Annotated in this window: 13 protein-coding genes, 3 tRNA genes and 3 pseudogenes; 7 read left to right on the forward strand and 12 right to left on the reverse strand. The window is 72.8% G+C overall.

The annotated features are described in order from the left end of the window. The 4 genes and pseudogenes from JNW91_RS34190 to JNW91_RS22055 form a co-directional block, all read left to right on the forward strand. Positions 1–380: pseudogene (locus tag JNW91_RS34190) on the forward strand (cold-shock protein); the annotation flags it as partial. Between the two features lie 54 nt (positions 381–434). Continuing rightward, complete coding sequence (locus JNW91_RS22045) at positions 435–2,786, forward strand: RNA degradosome polyphosphate kinase (protein ID WP_203177390.1); 2,352 nt, start codon at positions 435–437, stop codon at positions 2,784–2,786. A gap of 24 nt (positions 2,787–2,810) precedes the next feature. After that, a complete protein-coding gene (locus tag JNW91_RS22050; protein ID WP_203177391.1) occupies positions 2,811–4,331 on the forward strand; it encodes a CYTH and CHAD domain-containing protein in 1,521 nt (506 codons plus the stop codon). Continuing rightward, entirely contained in the window at positions 4,319–5,197 is an 879-nt protein-coding gene (locus JNW91_RS22055) for an NUDIX hydrolase (protein ID WP_203177392.1), read from the forward strand. The genes JNW91_RS22050 and JNW91_RS22055 overlap by 13 nt, the downstream gene beginning before the upstream one ends. 72 nt (positions 5,198–5,269) lie before the next feature. Here JNW91_RS22055 and JNW91_RS22060 read toward each other — a convergent pair whose 3' ends face one another. From JNW91_RS22060 to leuC, 3 genes are all read right to left on the reverse strand, one after another. Then, positions 5,270–5,920, reverse strand: a complete 651-nt coding sequence (locus JNW91_RS22060; protein ID WP_203177393.1) for an HU family DNA-binding protein — start codon at positions 5,918–5,920, stop codon at positions 5,270–5,272. A 172-nt stretch (positions 5,921–6,092) separates the two neighbouring features. Continuing rightward, positions 6,093–6,680: a 3-isopropylmalate dehydratase small subunit gene (gene leuD, locus JNW91_RS22065; protein ID WP_203177394.1), complete on the reverse strand. Its 588-nt coding sequence runs from the start codon at positions 6,678–6,680 to the stop codon at positions 6,093–6,095. 14 nt (positions 6,681–6,694) lie between these two features. Further along, the gene (leuC, locus tag JNW91_RS22070) at positions 6,695–8,140 is read right to left on the reverse strand and encodes a 3-isopropylmalate dehydratase large subunit (protein WP_203177395.1); all 1,446 of its coding nucleotides are present in this window, start codon (positions 8,138–8,140) and stop codon (positions 6,695–6,697) included. 49 nt (positions 8,141–8,189) lie between these two features. Here leuC and JNW91_RS22075 point away from each other — a divergent pair, with 49 nt between their 5' ends. Further along, positions 8,190–8,876 (forward strand): IclR family transcriptional regulator, encoded by a 687-nt coding sequence (locus JNW91_RS22075; protein WP_036374687.1) that lies wholly within the window; start codon positions 8,190–8,192, stop codon positions 8,874–8,876. A 140-nt stretch (positions 8,877–9,016) separates the two neighbouring features. Here the strand turns inward: JNW91_RS22075 and JNW91_RS22080 are convergent. The 4 genes from JNW91_RS22080 to JNW91_RS22095 all read right to left on the reverse strand — a co-directional run bounded on the left by JNW91_RS22080 (position 9,017) and on the right by JNW91_RS22095 (position 10,431). Continuing rightward, positions 9,017–9,089: transfer RNA gene (locus JNW91_RS22080), tRNA-Glu, on the reverse strand. Positions 9,090–9,240: 151 nt separating this feature from the next. Continuing rightward, positions 9,241–9,313: transfer RNA gene (locus JNW91_RS22085), tRNA-Glu, on the reverse strand. A 134-nt stretch (positions 9,314–9,447) separates the two neighbouring features. Then, positions 9,448–9,519, reverse strand: a tRNA-Gln gene (locus JNW91_RS22090). A 108-nt stretch (positions 9,520–9,627) separates the two neighbouring features. Then, the gene (locus JNW91_RS22095; protein WP_203177396.1) at positions 9,628–10,431 is read right to left on the reverse strand and encodes a fumarylacetoacetate hydrolase family protein; all 804 of its coding nucleotides are present in this window, start codon (positions 10,429–10,431) and stop codon (positions 9,628–9,630) included. A 174-nt stretch (positions 10,432–10,605) separates the two neighbouring features. Between JNW91_RS22095 and JNW91_RS22100 the strand changes: the two are divergent. Further along, positions 10,606–12,065: pseudogene (locus JNW91_RS22100) on the forward strand (hypothetical protein). A 34-nt stretch (positions 12,066–12,099) separates the two neighbouring features. Next, positions 12,100–12,966 carry a 3-methyladenine DNA glycosylase gene (locus tag JNW91_RS22105; protein WP_203177397.1) on the forward strand — a complete coding sequence of 289 codons (867 nt, stop codon included), beginning with the start codon at positions 12,100–12,102 and terminating at the stop codon, positions 12,964–12,966. A gap of 15 nt (positions 12,967–12,981) precedes the next feature. On the opposite strand, the gene JNW91_RS22110 is transcribed toward JNW91_RS22105, so the two are convergent. The 5 genes and pseudogenes from JNW91_RS22110 to JNW91_RS22130 all read right to left on the reverse strand — a co-directional run. Further along, positions 12,982–13,578 (reverse strand): TetR family transcriptional regulator, encoded by a 597-nt coding sequence (locus JNW91_RS22110; RefSeq protein WP_203177398.1) that lies wholly within the window; start codon positions 13,576–13,578, stop codon positions 12,982–12,984. Between the two features lie 73 nt (positions 13,579–13,651). Further along, the gene (locus JNW91_RS22115) at positions 13,652–14,650 is read right to left on the reverse strand and encodes an aldo/keto reductase (protein ID WP_203177399.1); all 999 of its coding nucleotides are present in this window, start codon (positions 14,648–14,650) and stop codon (positions 13,652–13,654) included. A 110-nt stretch (positions 14,651–14,760) separates the two neighbouring features. Beyond that, positions 14,761–15,186, reverse strand: coding sequence for an alternative ribosome rescue aminoacyl-tRNA hydrolase ArfB (gene arfB, locus JNW91_RS22120; RefSeq protein ID WP_203177400.1), 426 nt, complete (start codon positions 15,184–15,186; stop codon positions 14,761–14,763). A gap of 34 nt (positions 15,187–15,220) precedes the next feature. Beyond that, positions 15,221–15,517 carry a hypothetical protein gene (locus tag JNW91_RS22125; protein WP_203177401.1) on the reverse strand — a complete coding sequence of 99 codons (297 nt, stop codon included), beginning with the start codon at positions 15,515–15,517 and terminating at the stop codon, positions 15,221–15,223. A 110-nt stretch (positions 15,518–15,627) separates the two neighbouring features. After that, positions 15,628–16,232 (reverse strand): annotated as a pseudogene (locus tag JNW91_RS22130) (S1C family serine protease); the annotation flags it as partial.

Below are 16,232 nucleotides of genomic sequence, written 5' to 3' on the forward strand. Positions count from 1 at the left end.
ACACGAGGCGAGCGGGGCGCTACCGCTGACCGGCGACTGGCCCACCCTGCGCCGCCGACGTGGACACCGCGCGGACCTGAGCGGCCGCCGCGCGGCTCGGGCTCGGGCCGCGCACGGCCGCGCTGCTCGACTCCGGCTGCCGGCCGCCTCCGCGAACTGACCCACCGGTGTACGGTGCCAGCATGCAGGGCACGGTGGCCAGCTACGACGCGGCGACACGCAGTGGCGTCCTGCTGCTCGACGACGGGACCGAGCTGCGCTTCCCCGCGCGGGCGTTCGACGCGTCCGGGCTGCGGCTGCTGCGGCTCGGCCAGCGGGTGCGCATCGACACCGATCCCGACGGCGAGGTCGTCCGGGTGACATTGCCGACGATGATCTGAGCCGGCGAGCCCAAGTTCATTTTGCGTTAACCCGAATCGGGTGATTATGAGCGGGTGAGCACCCCTCGCGAGCACCCGGCCACCCCTCCCGCCACCGATCCCCTCAACGGCGCCCGCGTTCGCGGCGCCGACGGCCGCTTCCGCCCGTCCCGAGCTGAGCGGGCCGGCGCCGCCCGCGCCGACACGCCCGGCGACGACCCGGGAGCCGCCTCCTCCGGGCTGGACGAGGTCCTCGACCCCGCCGTCGGACCCGCCGAGACGGACGGTCCGTCGGCCGGTGGAGTCCGGCCGGCCCCGCCGACCGCTGCCGCCGAGGAGGACGACGAGGCACAAGCGGCCCCGCCGCTGCCGGAGGACCGGTTCCTCAACCGGGAGCTCTCCTGGCTGGACTTCAACGCGCGGGTGCTCACGCTCGCCGAGGACCAGCGCACGCCGCTGCTGGAACGGGCCAAGTTCCTGGCCATCTTCGCCAGCAACCTCGACGAGTTCTACATGGTGCGGATCGCCGGGTTGAAGCGGCGACTCTCCGCCGGCCTGCCGGTACGCGGTGGGGACCGGCTGCCCCTGCGCACCCAGCTGGAGCTGATCGCCGAGCGGACCGCCGAGCTGGTCGCACGGCACGCCGCCTGCTTCGTCGACGACGTGCTGCCCAAGCTGGCCGACGAGGGCATCCGCATCCTGCGCTGGGCCGAGCTGGGCGATCCCGAGCGGGAGCGGCTGCGCACCTACTTCCGCGAGCACATCTTTCCGGTGCTGACCCCGCTCGCGGTCGACCCGGCGCACCCGTTCCCGTACATCTCCGGGCGGTCGCTGAACCTGGCGGTGGCGGTCCGTGACCCGGACGGCGGCTCGGAGCTGTTCGCCCGGGTGAAGGTGCCCAACAACGTTCCCCGCTTCGTCCGGGTGGACCGGGACCAGCCGGGCGTACGGATGTTGCCGGTGGAGGACCTGATCTCGGTGCACCTGGGGCAGCTGTTCAGCGGCATGCAGGTCGTCGAGTGCCACCTGTTCCGGGTCACCCGCAACGCCGAGGTGGAGGTCGACGAGGACCGCGACGAGGACCTGCTCCAGGCCCTGGAGCGGGAGCTGGCCCGGCGGCGGTTCGGCCCGCCGGTCCGGCTGGAGGTCGCCGCGTCGATCTCCGACCACGTGCTGGAGCTGCTCGTCCGCGAGTTGGACATGGACGACCAGGACGTGCTGCGGGTGCCCGGGCTGCTGGATCTCTCCGCGCTGTGGCAGGTCTACGGGGAGGCCGACCGGCCGGACCTCAAGGACCCGCCGTTCGTGCCGGCCACCCATCCCCGGCTCGCCGAGGGTGAGGTGCCGCGCAGCGTCTTCGCCACCCTGCGCGACGGGGACGTCCTGGTGCACCACCCGTACCACTCGTTCGCCACGAGCGTGCAGCGCTTCATCGAGCAGGCCGCCGCCGACGAGAACGTGCTGGCCATCAAGCAGACGCTCTACCGGACCAGCGGTGACTCGCCCATCGTCGACGCGCTGGTCGACGCGGCCGCCGCCGGCAAGCAGGTGGTGGTGCTGGTGGAGGTGAAGGCCCGCTTCGACGAGGTGGCCAACATCGGCTGGGCCCGTACGTTGGAACGCGCCGGCTGCCACGTGGTGTACGGCCTGGTGGGGCTCAAGACGCACTGCAAGACCGCACTGGTGGTCCGGCAGGAGGGCAACCAGATCCGCCGGTACTGCCACATCGGCACCGGCAACTACCATCCGAAGACCGCCCGCCTGTACGAGGACTTCGGCATGCTCACCGCCGACCCGGAGATCGGCGCCGACCTCACCGACCTGTTCAACGTGCTCACCGGCTACAGCCGGCAGACCGCGTACCGGCGGTTGCTGGTCGCGCCGCAGGGCATCCGCAGCGGCCTGATCGAGCGCATCGAGCGGGAGATCTCGCACGTCCGGCTCGGTATGCCCGGCCTGGTCCAGTTCAAGGTCAATTCACTGGTCGACGAGGGCGTGACCGACGCGCTGTACCGGGCCTCCCAGGCCGGTGTGCACGTCGACCTGCTCATCCGGGGCATGTGCACGTTGCGCCCGGGGGTGCCAGGGTTGTCGGAGAACATCCGGGTCCGCTCGATCCTGGGCCGGTTCCTGGAGCACTCCCGGGTCTTCCGATTCGGCAACAACGGCGAGGCCGAGTTCTGGATGGGCTCGGCGGACCTGATGCACCGCAACCTGGACCGTCGGGTGGAGGCGCTGGTGCAGGTGAGCGACCCGGTCGCCCGGGCCGAGTTGGACCACGTGCTGACCGCCGCGATGAGCCCGGACGTGGACGCGTTCGAGCTGGCCGGTGACGGCACCTGGACCCGCCGCGCGGGCGGCGACGAGGCGGCCGGGGCGCATCTGCAGGAACTGTTGCTGCGACGCGTCGGTGGCACGGCCGGCTGACCGATCGCGGCATAGGCTGAGCTGATGGTGGAGGAGGAGCAGAAGTACGAGGTGGACGACACCTACGTACTGCCGGACCTGTCCGCCGTGGCCCCGGCCGGCGGCCGGGTCCGGGCGCTGCCGCCGGTGACGCTGGTCGCCCGCTACCTCGACACGGTCGACCTGCGGCTGGCCCGGGCCGGCGCGTCGTTGCGGCACCGTAAGGGCGACGAGCTGCCCTGGACGGTGAAGCTGCCCACCGGCACCCCCGGCGTCCGGCACGAGATCTCCCGCCCCGGGCCGGCCGGGAAACCACCGCCGGAACTGGTGGAGCTGGTCACCGCCCTGCACCGGGGCGCGCCGCTGGCCCCGGTGACGGTGGTACGGACCGTCCGGCACGCCCACGAGGTGTGCGACGAGGCCGGCGCGGTGCTCGCCGAGGTGGTGGACGACCGGGTGACCGTGCTCGACGACTCCGGCGCCACCACCGGCGCGTTCCGTGAGCTGGAGGTGGAACTCAAGGCCGGCGACCGGAAGTTGCTGGACCGCGCCGGTTCGGTGCTGCGCGAGGCCGGCGCCCGGGGTGGTTCGTTCACCCCGAAGCACGTACGCGCGCTGGGCGCGGCGGCGCAGGCCGATCCGGACCTGGTCGCGCCGGCCGGGCTGCCGGCCGACCCGAGCGCCGGCGACGTGGTGACCGAGGCGGTCCGCAAGGAGGTACGCCGCCTGCTGGCGCACGATCCGCTGGTGCGGCTGCGCGCCCCCGCCGCCGAGGGCGACACCGCCGTGCACCAGATGCGGGTGGCCTGTCGGCGGCTGCGCAGCGACCTGCGCACCTTCCAGCCGCTGGTGCGCAGGAGCTGGGCCCGTCCACTCCGCGACGAACTGCGCTGGCTCGCCGGCGTGCTCGGCGCGGCCCGGGACGCCGAGGTGCTCCGCGAACGGTTACGGCGCACCGCGGCCGCCGACCCGCTCAGCCCTCTCGACGCGGGTGCGGTGGACCGGCTGGACGAGGCGCTCACCGCGCGGCAGCGGGTGGCGCACGCCGCGATCGACGAGGCGTTGCGCTCCCCGCGTTACCTGGCCCTGGTCGACGCGCTGGTGCTGGCCGCACGCGCGCCCCGGCTCACCCGCCGGGCGGCCACTCCGGCGGCGCGGGCGCTGCCCCGGCTGGTGGCCCGTCCGTGGCGGCGGTTGACCGGGCCGGACGGCGTCGACGGGCTCGACCCGTCGTCGCCCGACGAGCGTTGGCACGCCGTGCGCAAGCAGGGCAAGCAGGCCCGGTACGCGGTCAACGCGGTGTCCCCGGCGGTCGACAAGGCCGCCCGACATCTGTCCCGCGCGCTGGCCGGTGTGCAGGACGTGCTCGGCGAGCATCAGGACGCGGCCGTGGCGGCGGACACCTGGCTGGAACTCGCCGCCGAGCGGCCGGCCGACCACGAGCTGGCGGTCACCGCCGGCCGGCTGGCGGAACGGGAACGGGAGTCGGTCCGCAGGATGCGGGCCCGGTTCCCGGCCGCGTGGCACCGGGCGACCCGGCGGCGACGGACCCGTTGGCTGCCGTGACGGGCATCCGGGCGGCCGGTGGGGTGGCCTGGCGCCCGTCCGACGAGGGCGTACGGGTCTGCGTGGTGCACCGTCCGCGTTACGGCGACTGGACGCTGCCGAAGGGCAAGCTGGAGCCGGGCGAGCATCCCCTGGTGGCGGCGGTCCGCGAGGTGGCCGAGGAATCCGACGTGCGGGGCGTACCGCAGGTGCGGCTGCCGTCGGTGCGCTACCGCAGCGAGGGCCGGGACAAGCGGGTCGACTACTGGTCCATGCTCGCGGTCGCCAACGGTGGCTTCCAGCCGGGCACCGAGGTGGACGACATCCGGTGGCTCGCCGTGGACGACGCGATCCGGCTGGTCAGCTACCCGCACGACGCCGAGGTGCTGGCCGCGTTCGCGGCGCTGCCACCGGTGAGCGCGACGGTCGCGCTGGTCCGGCACGCCCACGCCGGCAAGCGCGCCACCTGGACCGGCCCGGACACCGCGCGGCCCCTGGACGCCGAGGGCTGGGCCCAGGCGTCCGCCCTGGCCGATCTGATCGCCCTGGTCCGGCCGGACCGGCTGGTGTCCGCGTCGCCGCGGCGCTGCGTGCAGACCCTCGACCCGGCCGCGGCGCTGCTCGACCTGCCCATCGAGATCTGCGGCGACCTGGACGAGCCCCAACCGGGCCAGCAGGGCGACGAGCAGGTGCTCGCCACCGCCGCCCGGGTGCTGGAGCTGGCCCGCGCCGGCGGGCAGGTGGCGGTGTGCAGCCAGGGCAAGGTGTTGCCGGGCGCGTTGGAGCGGTTGTCCGGACGCGCCGACGAGGATTTCACCACGCCCAAGGGCGGCGGGTGGCTGCTCGCCTTCACCGCCGACGGGCTGCTCGCCACCGACCGCCTGTAAAGGCCGGTCAGCGGCTCCCGTACGCCGAAAGGGCGCCCACCGCACGGGTGGACGCCCTTCCGGCAGGGTCGGTCAGCGCTTGCTGGCCGCCTTCTTGGCCGGAGCCTTCTTCGCGGGCGCCTTCTTCGCCGCCGCGCTCTTGCTGGCCGCCACGGTGGTCTTCTTCGCCGCGGTGGACTTGCTCGCCGCGGTGGTCTTCTTCGCCGCCGTGGTCTTCTTGCTGGCGGCCGTCTTGGTCGCCGTGGTGCTCTTGCTCGCCTTGGCCGGGGCGGTCTTCTTGCTGGCGGCCGTCTTGGTCGCCGTGGCGGTCTTGCTCGCCTTGGCCGGGGCGGTCTTCTTGCTGGCCGCCTTGGCGGCGGTGGCCTTGGTGCCCGCCGCCTTCGTGCCGGCGGTCTTCGCCGTCGTCGCGGTGGCGGTCTTCTTCGCCGCCGCCGTGGCCTTCGGCACCTTGCCGCTGGCCACCATCTCCTTGAACCCGGCGCCGGGGCGGAAGGTCGGCACGGATGTCTTCTTGACCTTCACCGCCTCGCCGGTACGCGGGTTGCGCGCTGTTCGCGCGCCACGCACACGCTTTTCGAATGCTCCGAATCCGGTGATCGCCACCTTCTCGCCCTTGGTGACCGCCGCCTGGACCTCGGTGAGGACCGCGTCGAGCGCGGCCGTCGCCATCTTCCGGTCCCCCAGGCGAACGGCGAGCGCCTCGATGAGCTCGGCCTTGTTCACGACTTCCTCCCGATTGTGCAACTGACTCGACGCGAGCCATTCTGCGCGCACGGTATGCCCTGTGCTGCCGGGACACAAACATTCGGTGGAAAAAAGCCCTTGTGTCGTAACGGATTCGCCCCCACCGGTTGGACCGGTGGGGGCGGAATCGGCTGTGCGGTCGGGCGTACGGCTATGCCACCGAGGGCAGGAACGGCAGTCGACGCGCCTCGTACGAGTCGATGTCGGCGGCGTTCCGGAGGGTGAGTCCAATGTCGTCCAGGCCCTCCAGCAGGCGCCAGCGGCTGAAGTCGTCCAGCGGGAACGACCAGGTCGCGTCCCCCGCCCGGAGCTGGCGGGCGGTCAGGTCGACGGTCACCGGGGTGGTCGGGTCCGCCTCGACGAGGTCCCACAATTCTTCGACGGCTTTCAATTCCAACTCGACCGGCAACAGCCCCTCCTTGAGGGCGTTGCCGCGGAAGATGTCGCCGAAGCGGGGGGCCACGACCGCGCGGAAGCCCCAGTCCCGCAGCGCCCAGACGGCGTGCTCCCGAGATGAGCCGGTACCGAACTCCGGGCCGGCGATGAGGATCGACGCCTCGGAATAGGATTCATCGTTGAGCACGAATGCTGGATCTTCCCGCCACGCGCTGAAGAGCCCGTCAGCGAAACCGGTCCGGGTCACCCTCTTGAGGTACACGGCCGGGATGATCTGATCGGTGTCCACGTTGGATCGCCGCAGCGGCACTGCCGTACCGGTGTGGGTGGTGAACTTGTCCATCTCCTCGGTCCCTTCTACAGGTCGGCGGGGGCGGCCAGCCGACCGACCACGGCGGTGGCGGCGGCGACCGGCGGGGAGACCAGGTGGGTACGCCCGCCCCGGCCCTGCCGGCCCTCGAAGTTGCGGTTGGAGGTGGAGGCGGAACGCTCGCCCGGCCTGAGCGTGTCGGGGTTCATGCCCAGGCACATCGAGCAGCCGGCGAACCGCCACTCGGCGCCCGCGTCGACGAAGACCTTGTCCAACCCCTCGGCCTCGGCGGCCTCGCGTACGGCGGCGGAGCCGGGCACCACGAGCATCCGGACCCCGTCGGCGACCTGGTGGCCCCGCAGCACGTCGGCGGCGGCCCGCAGGTCCTCCAGTCGGCCGTTGGTGCAGGAACCCACGAAGACCACGTCGATGGGCAGCTCCCGCAGCGGGGTGCCGGGGCGCAGGTCCATGTACTCCAACGCCCTGCGGGCCGCGGTGCGCTCCGAGTCGGTGACGAAGTCCTCCGGGTCGGGCACCGGCGCACTCAGCGGCGCGCCCTGCCCCGGGTTGGTGCCCCAGGTGACGAACGGCGTGATCCGGCTGGCGTCGAGGGTCACCTCGGCGTCGAAGCGCGCGCCCTCGTCGGTGGGCAGCGTCCGCCACCACTCCACCGCCGCGTCCCAGTCCGCGCCCTGGGGCGCGTTCGGCCGACCCTTGAGGTACGCGAAGGTGGTCTCGTCCGGCGCGATCATGCCGGCCTTGGCGCCCCACTCGATGGACATGTTGGCGATCGTCATCCGCCCCTCCATGGAGAGGGAGCGGATCGCCTCGCCGCGGTACTCGACGATGTGCCCGCGACCCCCGCCGGTGCCGACCTGGGCGATCAGCGCGAGCACCAGGTCCTTGGCGGTGACGCCGGGGGCGAGCTGGCCGGTGACGGTCACGGCCATCGTCTTCGGCCGGCTCTGCGGCAGCGTCTGGGTGGCGAGCACGTGCTCCACCTCGCTGGTGCCGATGCCGAAGGCGAGCGCGCCGAACGCGCCGTGGGTGGCCGTGTGCGAGTCGCCGCAGACGATCGTCATGCCCGGCTGGGTGAGCCCGAGCTGCGGGCCGATGACGTGCACGATGCCCTGGTTGTCGTCGCCGAGCGGGTGCAGTCGCACGCCGAACTCGGCGCAGTTGCGGCGCAGCGTCTCGATCTGCGTGCGCGACGTCGGGTCCGCGATGGTGAGCAGGTCACCACGGCGGGACCGGAACGCCGGATCGGCGTACCCGGTCGGGGTGTTGTGGTCCTCGGTCGCGAGCGTCAGGTCGGTACGGCGCACCCGGCGTCCGGCGAGCCGGAGCCCGTCGAACGCCTGCGGGCTGGTCACCTCGTGCAGCAGGTGCAGGTCGATGAAGAGCAGGTCCGGCTCACCAGCGGCGGACCGTACGACGTGCGCGTCCCAGACCTTCTCGGCCAGGGTCCTCGGCTCAGGAGTGACTCCCACCATCTGGACATCCTAAATTCTGGGAGGTAAGTTTCGGCTTGTGGGACACAGTATGAGCGGTGTCGGCGTTCTCGACAAGGCGGTGGTCATCCTGGCCGCCTGTGTTGACGGCGCCAGCCTGGCCGAACTCGTTGAACGCACGAAGCTGCCCCGGGCCACCGCACACCGGCTGGCACAGGCACTGGAGATCCACCGGATGCTGGTCCGGGACACCCAGGGCCGCTGGCGCCCCGGCCCCCGGCTCGGCGAGCTGGCCAACGCCGCTCCGGACGTCCTGCTGACCGCCGCCGAGCCGCTGCTCGCCGCCCTGCGCGACGCCACCGGGGAGAGCGCCCAGCTCTACCTGCGCCGCGCCGACGAGCGGATCTGCGTGGCGGCGGCGGAACGCGCCAGCGGCCTGCGGGACACCGTCCCGGTCGGCTCGGTGCTGCCGATGACCGCCGGTTCCGCGGCCCAGATCCTGCTGGCCTGGGAGCCACCGGAGGCGGTCATGCCACTGCTGCCGCGCAGCAAGTTCACCGGCCGCACACTGGCCGAGGTACGCCGCCGGGGCTGGGCTCAGAGCGTCGCCGAACGGGAGGCCGGTGTGGCGAGCGTCTCCGCCCCGATCCGCGACCGCACCGGCCGCGTCATCGCCGCCGTCAGCATCTCCGGTCCGATCGAACGCCTGGGCCGCCGCCCCGGCGAACGCCACGCCATGGCAGTGGTGAGAGCCGGCCAACGCCTCTCCGGCCTCTAACGCCCACCCCTCGGGGTTGATCATAAGTATTGCCATCCGACTCGGCGTGTCATGGCAATAACTTCATGATCAACGCTCGACCCGGGGGTGGTAGACAGAGAAAGGCTCACCTCGCGGAGCGAGATGAGCCTTTCGGGTTGTAGCCCCGACCGGATTCGAACCGGCGCTACCGCCTTGAGAGGGCGGCGTCCTGGGCCGCTAGACGACGGGGCCAGAACTTCCTGTTCACCGCCCTCGCGAGCGGTGCGGCTGTAGTCTAGCGGCACCATCTCCGGGTACGAGAACGGGGTGCGGAGTCGCGCGCAGGGCCGACGGCGGACACGAAACAGCCCGCCTCACCAGGTGAGACGGGCTGTACAAAACGTAGCCCCGACCGGATTCGAACCGGCGCTACCGCCTTGAGAGGGCGGCGTCCTGGGCCGCTAGACGACGGGGCCAGAACCACTTGCGCTCCCCCACCCTCGCGGGCGGAGGAGCTGCACTCTACCAGAGACCACTCTCCGCCCCCGAAGGGGCGGAGTCGAACTCCGTCAGAATCCAGCGTCTGGAATTCTCGCGAATTCCAGCTGCGCTGGGGTACCAGGACTCGAACCTAGACTAACTGAACCAGAATCAGTCGGGCTGCCAATTACCCCATACCCCATTGGCCCCTTGCGGCGCCGGGAGTGAACTTTACCCTCCCGGTGCCGGCAGGCCAAATCCGATCCCCCCGAACCGCCTGCGAGCTGCGGAAACAGGGGCATCCGACGGATCAGGCGACGGGGACCACCGGGTTGCTGAGCTCGCCGATGCCCTCGATCCGCACGGCGACGGTATCCCCCTCAACGAGTGGGCTAACCCCCGCCGGCGTGCCGGTGAGCACCACGTCGCCGGGCAGCAGCGTCATCACGTGCGAGATGTACGACACCAGGCCCGGCACGTCGAAGACCATGTCCTTCGTCCGGCCGAGCTGGCGTACCTCCATCTCGTCGGGGTTACGGCCCACCTCACACCGGATCTCCAGGTCGGAGACGTCCAGCCCGGTGGTGATCCACGGACCGATCGGGCAGAACGAGTCGAAGCCCTTGGCCCGGGTCCACTGCCCGTCCGAACGCTGGAGGTCCCGGGCGGTCACGTCGTTGGCGCAGGTGTAGCCGAAGATGGCGCGTTCGGCGGCGGCCCGATCGGCCCGGCGCGCCCCGGGTGCGCCGATCACCACCGCCAGCTCCGCCTCGTGCTCGACCTGCTTGGAGAAGATCGGCAGCCGGATGGCGTCCCGGGGGCCGATCACCGAGGTCGACGGCTTGAGGAAGAGCAACGGCTCCTTGGGTACGTCGTTGCCGAGTTCGGCGGCGTGGTCGGCATAGTTGCGACCCACGCAGACCACCTTGCTGGGCAGGATCGGCGAGAGCAGTCGGACATCGGAGAGGGCCCAGCGGGCCCCGCTGAAGGAGAGCTTGCCGAACGGGTGGCCCTCGATCTCGGCGATGGTCAGACCCTGCGGCCCGGCCTCCGGCTCGCCTTCGACGGCCCCGAACGACATTCCCTTGGCATGAGCGAAACGAGCGATACGCACCCGGCCAATCTAGCGCCGCCGACCCGCCCACCGGCCAGGACCGGCCGGCGGGTGTGCGCAACCCGTCAGCGCGCGGCACCCTACCCGAGGCGACGGCGGCCCGGGCCGACTTCCGCACTTCGTACCCGCACGGAGGCGGCCGGCACCTAGCGTCGGCTCCGGAGGTTCGTTCGTATGCCTGCATCGACACGACACCACAGAGCCCTCGCAGTGTTCGTGCACTGCCTCGGCATCCTCGCCGCCGTGCCGGCGCTGCCGTCGGCGGCACCGGACGAGGCCGCGGCCGCGCCACGGCCACCGGCGGCCACGCCACGGCCACCGGCCGGTACGCCACCGCCCGCGGGGGTCACACCCCGCGCGACGTCGACGACCGGCCGACGGCGACGGCGCCGCTCCCCGGTGCCCCGTCACCGGTGGCGGTGGCCGCACGGGCGAGCGCGGAGCCCACGCCACCCTCGGCGCCGCCGGCGGTGGCACCGCCCTCGCCGACACCGGCGGCGAGACCCCCGCAACCGGTCACGGTGGCGGTGGCCCCGGAGAGCAGTCCGGCGCCCCGATACCGGATCCACGTCCGCAACGTGGGCAGCTCGCCCATCGACACCACCGTCCGCCAGGAACTGCCGCCCGGCGCCTCGGCCACCGCGATCACCGCCGGCGGCCGGTCCACCGGCGCCGGCGGCTCCACCAGGGAGGTGACCTGGCGGTTGCGGCTGCCCGCGCACAGCACCACGACGTTGGGCACCGCGCTCACCGCCACCGCGCCCGGCTCGGCGCTCACCGCGCCAGCCTGCGCGTTCACCAGCGACGGCAGCCGACCGTACGACTGCGCGACCGCCACCTGGCAGGGAGCAGCGGCGCCGACCAAGGTCAGCGAGGCGCCGGTCTGGCGGCGGTACCCGGTGCTGCTCGCCGGGCTGGCCGTCCTGCTGCTGCTCGCCGCCGGCGCGGTCTGGCTGTGGCGACGCCGGCGCGGACGTCGGAGGGTGACGGCCGCCGCCCTCGCCGGCGGCGCGGGACCCGACGGTGGACGCGGCACGGTCTACCCGCGCCCGGCCACCCCGAGCGCGACGAGGCGCCGGCGAACCCCGCCGGTCTGGTTGCTGGTCGGTACGGCCGTGGCGGTGCTGGCCGGTGTGATCGGTACGGCGGGCTGGACGGCGACCCGCCGGGTGGCGGCGATCGACACCCAGAAGCAGCCGACCAGCGGCGCGTGGAGGGGCACGGGTGTCTCCGGGCCGATGGGTGTGCCGCTGCGGGAGTCGGCGTTCGAGTTCACCGTGTACCGGATGTCCTGCGGGGCGCCCGGCTCCGCCCGGTCGGCCGGCGGCGGTGCGGCTCCGGCCGGTGGTCAGCGTTGCCAGGCCACCGTGGGGGTGCGCAACATCACCGGCGAGAATCAGCCCTGGCACGGCCAGCTGCAACGCGCCTACCTGCCCGGTGGACGCTGGGTGAGCACCGACGAGTCGGCCACCCGGTCGGCCAACCTGGGTCGGGACGTCTTCGCCGATCCGATGGCCGCCGGCAGCAGGGCGGTGCTGCCGCTGGTCTTCACCGTCGACGGGCGGGACCCGCCCCGGCAGCTGGAGCTGCGCAGCGGGGTGTTCTCCGCCGGCGTGCGGGTGGACATGCCCTGACCGGCGGCCGGGTGGCGGTCGTACCCTGGGGTCCGTGACCGTCGCCCTCGCCCCCGCCGTGCTCGACGTGGCGGCCTGGCAGGCCCGCCGCCGGGCCCACGAGCAGCGGGTCGACGTCTGGCTGACCCCGCACCTGGCCCGCCGCAGGCGGGGTGAGCGCCATCCGGTGGCCGACTTCCTGTTCACCTACTACTCGCACCGCCCGGCCCAGCTGCGTCGCTGGCACCCGGGAGCGGGGGTCGAGCTGTGCGGCGCCGACCCAACCGGGTTCGGGCGGCACTACCGCGCCACCGCCGCCGGGGTCACCCTCGACACCGATGCGGTACGCGCGCGACGGGGCGAGTCGATCGCCTGGATCCGCTCGCTGTTGACGGCCACCGCAGGGCGGGCGCCGCACTTCGGCTGCTTCGGGATGCACGAGTGGGCGATGGTCTACCGGCAGACCCGCGAGGAGCTGCGGCACAACGCGTGGCCGTTGCGGCTGTCTCCGGAGCGGACCGCCGCGGTCGTCGAGGAGCGGGGCGTCCGGTGCAGCCACTTCGACGCGTACCGCTTCTTCACCCCACCGGCCCGGCCGTTGAACCTGCTCACCCCGACCAGGGAGACGCAGCACGCGCACGAGCAGCCGGGCTGCCTGCACGCCAACATGGATCTCTACAAGTGGGCGTACAAGATGTCGCCGCTGGTGCCGTCCGAGCTTGTCGCGGACTGCTTCGAGCTGGCCCGGGACATCCGCACCCTGGACATGCGGGCCAGCCCGTACGACCTGGCGGCGCTCGGTTGTCCGCCGGTGCGGGTGGAGACACCGGAGGGCCGGGCGGAGTACGCCGTCGCGCAGCGCGGGTTCGCCGAACGGGCCGGCGTGCTGCGCGACCGGCTGCTCGCCGCCGTCCCGGGCTGACCGGACGTGCGCCGGTCAGCCGGCCGGACGGGCACGCAACCCGTCGAGGAGCAGCGCGACCACGGCCTCCAGGTCATCGTCGAGGCCGGGTTCGTTCCACTCGGTGCGGTGCGACGGGTGGTGGAACCGGGCGGTGGCCTGGAGCAGCGCCCGCCCGGCCACCGCCGCGTCGGGCACGCTGAAATCACCGGCCGCCACCCCGTCCGCGACGATCATGCTGAGCTGACCGGCGAGCACCTCCAGGTGGTTCGCGACCGCGCCCTCGGAGAGGGTGGCGAGCTGGTGGAAGTTGTCGAACAGTTCCGGGTCCTCCCGGGCCATCCGGCGTTTGGTGCCGCTCAGCTCGGCCAGCCACCGACGCAGCCGCTGCGGGGCGGGCTCGGGGTTGGTGGCCACCTCGATCAGCGGAGTGGAGACCCGGGCCAGCCAGCGTTCGGCGACCGCCTCGCGTAGCGCGGCCTTGCTGGAGAAGTGCCGGTAGACGCTGCCGTGGCTGACGCCCAGCGCCCGGGCGACGTCCAGGACGGTGGCCTTGGCCGGCCCGTACCGGCGCAGCACCTCCTCGGCGGTGTCGAGGATGCGGTCGGCGGTCAGGGCGGTGGCGTCGCTCATCACCCCAGCCTCCCTGACGGCACGGACGGCCGTGGCGCGGCCCCTGGCCGGCGGTCGCGCCACGGCCGGACGGTCATGCCCGCTCGCTGTCCAGGTGCGCCATCTGCGCTTCGCCGTAGCGGGCGCCGGCGGCCGCGCCGGCCGGAACGGCGGCCTCGATCGCGGCCAGGTCCGCCTCGGTCAGGGTGATCGCCGCGGCACCCAGCGCCTCGGTCAGCCGGTCCCGACGGCGGGCGCCGATCAGCGGCACGATGTTCTCGCCCCGGGCGAGCACCCAGGCGATGGCGATCTGCGCCACGGTGACGCCGCGAGCCTCGGCGATGACGCGCAGCGCGTCCACCAGGGCGAGGTTACGGTCCAGGTTCGCGCCGGCGAACCGGGGCAGGTGGCTCCGGAAGTCGGTGCCGGAGGTCTCCCGCCTGGCCGTCCAGTGGCCGCTGATCAGGCCACGGGAGAGCACCCCGTAGGCGGTGATCCCGACGCCCAGCTCGCGGGCCGTCGGCAGGATCGCGGCCTCCGGGTCGCGGGAGATCAGCGAGTACTCGATCTGGAGGTCGCTGATCGGGTGCACCGCGTGCGCCCGGCGCAGCGTCTCCGCGCTCACCTCGGACAGGCCGATGTGCCGGACGTGGCCGGCCTTGACCAGCTCGGCGAGGGTGCCCACGACGTCCTCCACCGGCACGTCCGGCGAGAGCCGGGAGGGGCGGTAGATGTCGACGTGGTCGGTGCCGAGCCGGCGCAGGGTGTACGCCAGGAAATTCTTGATCGCGACGGGTCGGAGGTCGCTGCCGTTCCAGCCGCCCTCGACATCGCGCAGCGAGCCGAATTTGACGCTGATCAGGGCGTTGTCCCGGTTGCGGCCGCGCAGCGCGTCGCGCAGCAGCATCTCGTTGTGGCCCATCCCGTAGAAGTCGCCGGTGTCCAGCAGGGTGATGCCGGCGTCGAGTGCGGCGTGGATGGTGGCGATGCTCTCCGCCTCGTCGGCGGCGCCGTAGAGGTCGGACATGCCCATCAGGCCGAGCCCGAGGGCGGAGACGGTGGGACCGGTCGTGCCGAGGGTGCGGGTGTCCATGAATCTTCCTCTCACCTGGGTTACCGGTCCAGCGTACATCCTTCGGATGACAGATTCCAGATTCTGTCATCCAGGTGACGGCGGTCACCCGGATCGGCGAATCGGCGCGGCTACTCGCCGTCGACGCGGCGATCGCGCTTGCGCTGGGACTGGCGCTTCTTCTCGGCCAGCCGGCGCTCCTTCGCACCCCGCGACGGTCGGGTCGCGCGGCGCGGCGGCGGCGGGGGCGCGGCGGCCTCACGCAGCAACGCGGCCATCCGCTCGCGGGCCGCCTCCCGGTTGGCCAGTTGCGCCCGATGCTCACTGGCGGCGATCGTCAACACACCGTCCACCAGCCGGTTCGCCAACCGGGCCAGCGCCCGCGCCCGGATCGACTCCGGCACGGCCGGAGAGTTGGCCAGGTCGTAGCTCAGCTCGACCCGGGAGTCGGCGGTGTTCACACCCTGCCCACCCGGCCCGGACGAGCGGGAGAAACGCTCCCGCAGCTCCCCGGCGGGGACGACCCACCGGTCGGTCACCCGCAGTCCGTCGTCCACGCCTCGAGGCTAACCCCCGACGGGCCCCCGGAGGTCACCGGTGCGCAGGCTCAGTCTGGGTCGCTGACGGGCTGGGCGCCGGGCCGGCGGTCTCGTCGTCGGAGCCGACCGCGGCGTACGCCACGGCGCCGAAGAGCAGCAGCGCGATCACCCCGGCCTTCACGGCGACGCCGCGGATCAGCAGCCACGCGCCGCGACGGGCACCCGGTACCGATCTCTTGACGGTCTGGTAGTCGTTCCACCCACGTCGCGCGCGGGCGTACGCCGACCCCACTGCACATCCGATGACCAGGCCCACCAGCAGGAGGACCACCAGAAGAGGACTCTCCACCTCCGCCAGTATTCATACCGACCGTAATATTTCCATGGTCCAATCCTGTCGGGCCGGATATCCGACAGTCGTGCCGATCCCAGCGGCCACTCCGGGAGCGTCCGCGCAGCTCAGCCGCCCTTACCGATGATCGTGTCGGCGGTCTGCTGCACCTGCTCGATCGGAATGGCGAAACCGATGCCGATCGAGCCGTTGCCGTCGATGGTGGCGATCGCGGTGTTCACCCCGACCACCTCCCCGCGGGCGTTCACCAACGGCCCACCCGAGTTGCCGGGGTTGATGGACGCGTCGGTCTGCACGGCGCTGTGCCGGTTGCTGCCCAGCCGCACCTCGCGGTCCAACGCGCTGACGATGCCGGCGGTGACCGTCCCGGACAGGCCGAGCGGCGAACCCACCGCCAGCACCGGCTCACCGACGCGGGTGGCGCCCGGCTTGGCCAGCGGCAACGGGGCGAGCCCGGCCGACGGCGGCACCTTCAGCACCGCCAGGTCGCTGCGCGGCTCCCGGCCGACCACCTCGGCGGCGAACCGGCGGCCGTCGGGCAACTCCACAGTCACCGGCCCACCACCGCCCTTGGCCAGGATGTGGTCGTTGGTGATCAGGTGCTGCTGGTCGTCCACGGCGAACCCGGAGCCCGTCGCGGAGGCGCCGTTCCCGCCGCCGGCGAGCACCGACACCACGCCGGGCACGGTCGCTCGGCGGCGGTGACCAGCTC

It is taken from the genome of Micromonospora parastrephiae (assembly GCF_016802865.1).
Classification (GTDB): domain Bacteria; phylum Actinomycetota; class Actinomycetes; order Mycobacteriales; family Micromonosporaceae; genus Micromonospora; species Micromonospora parastrephiae.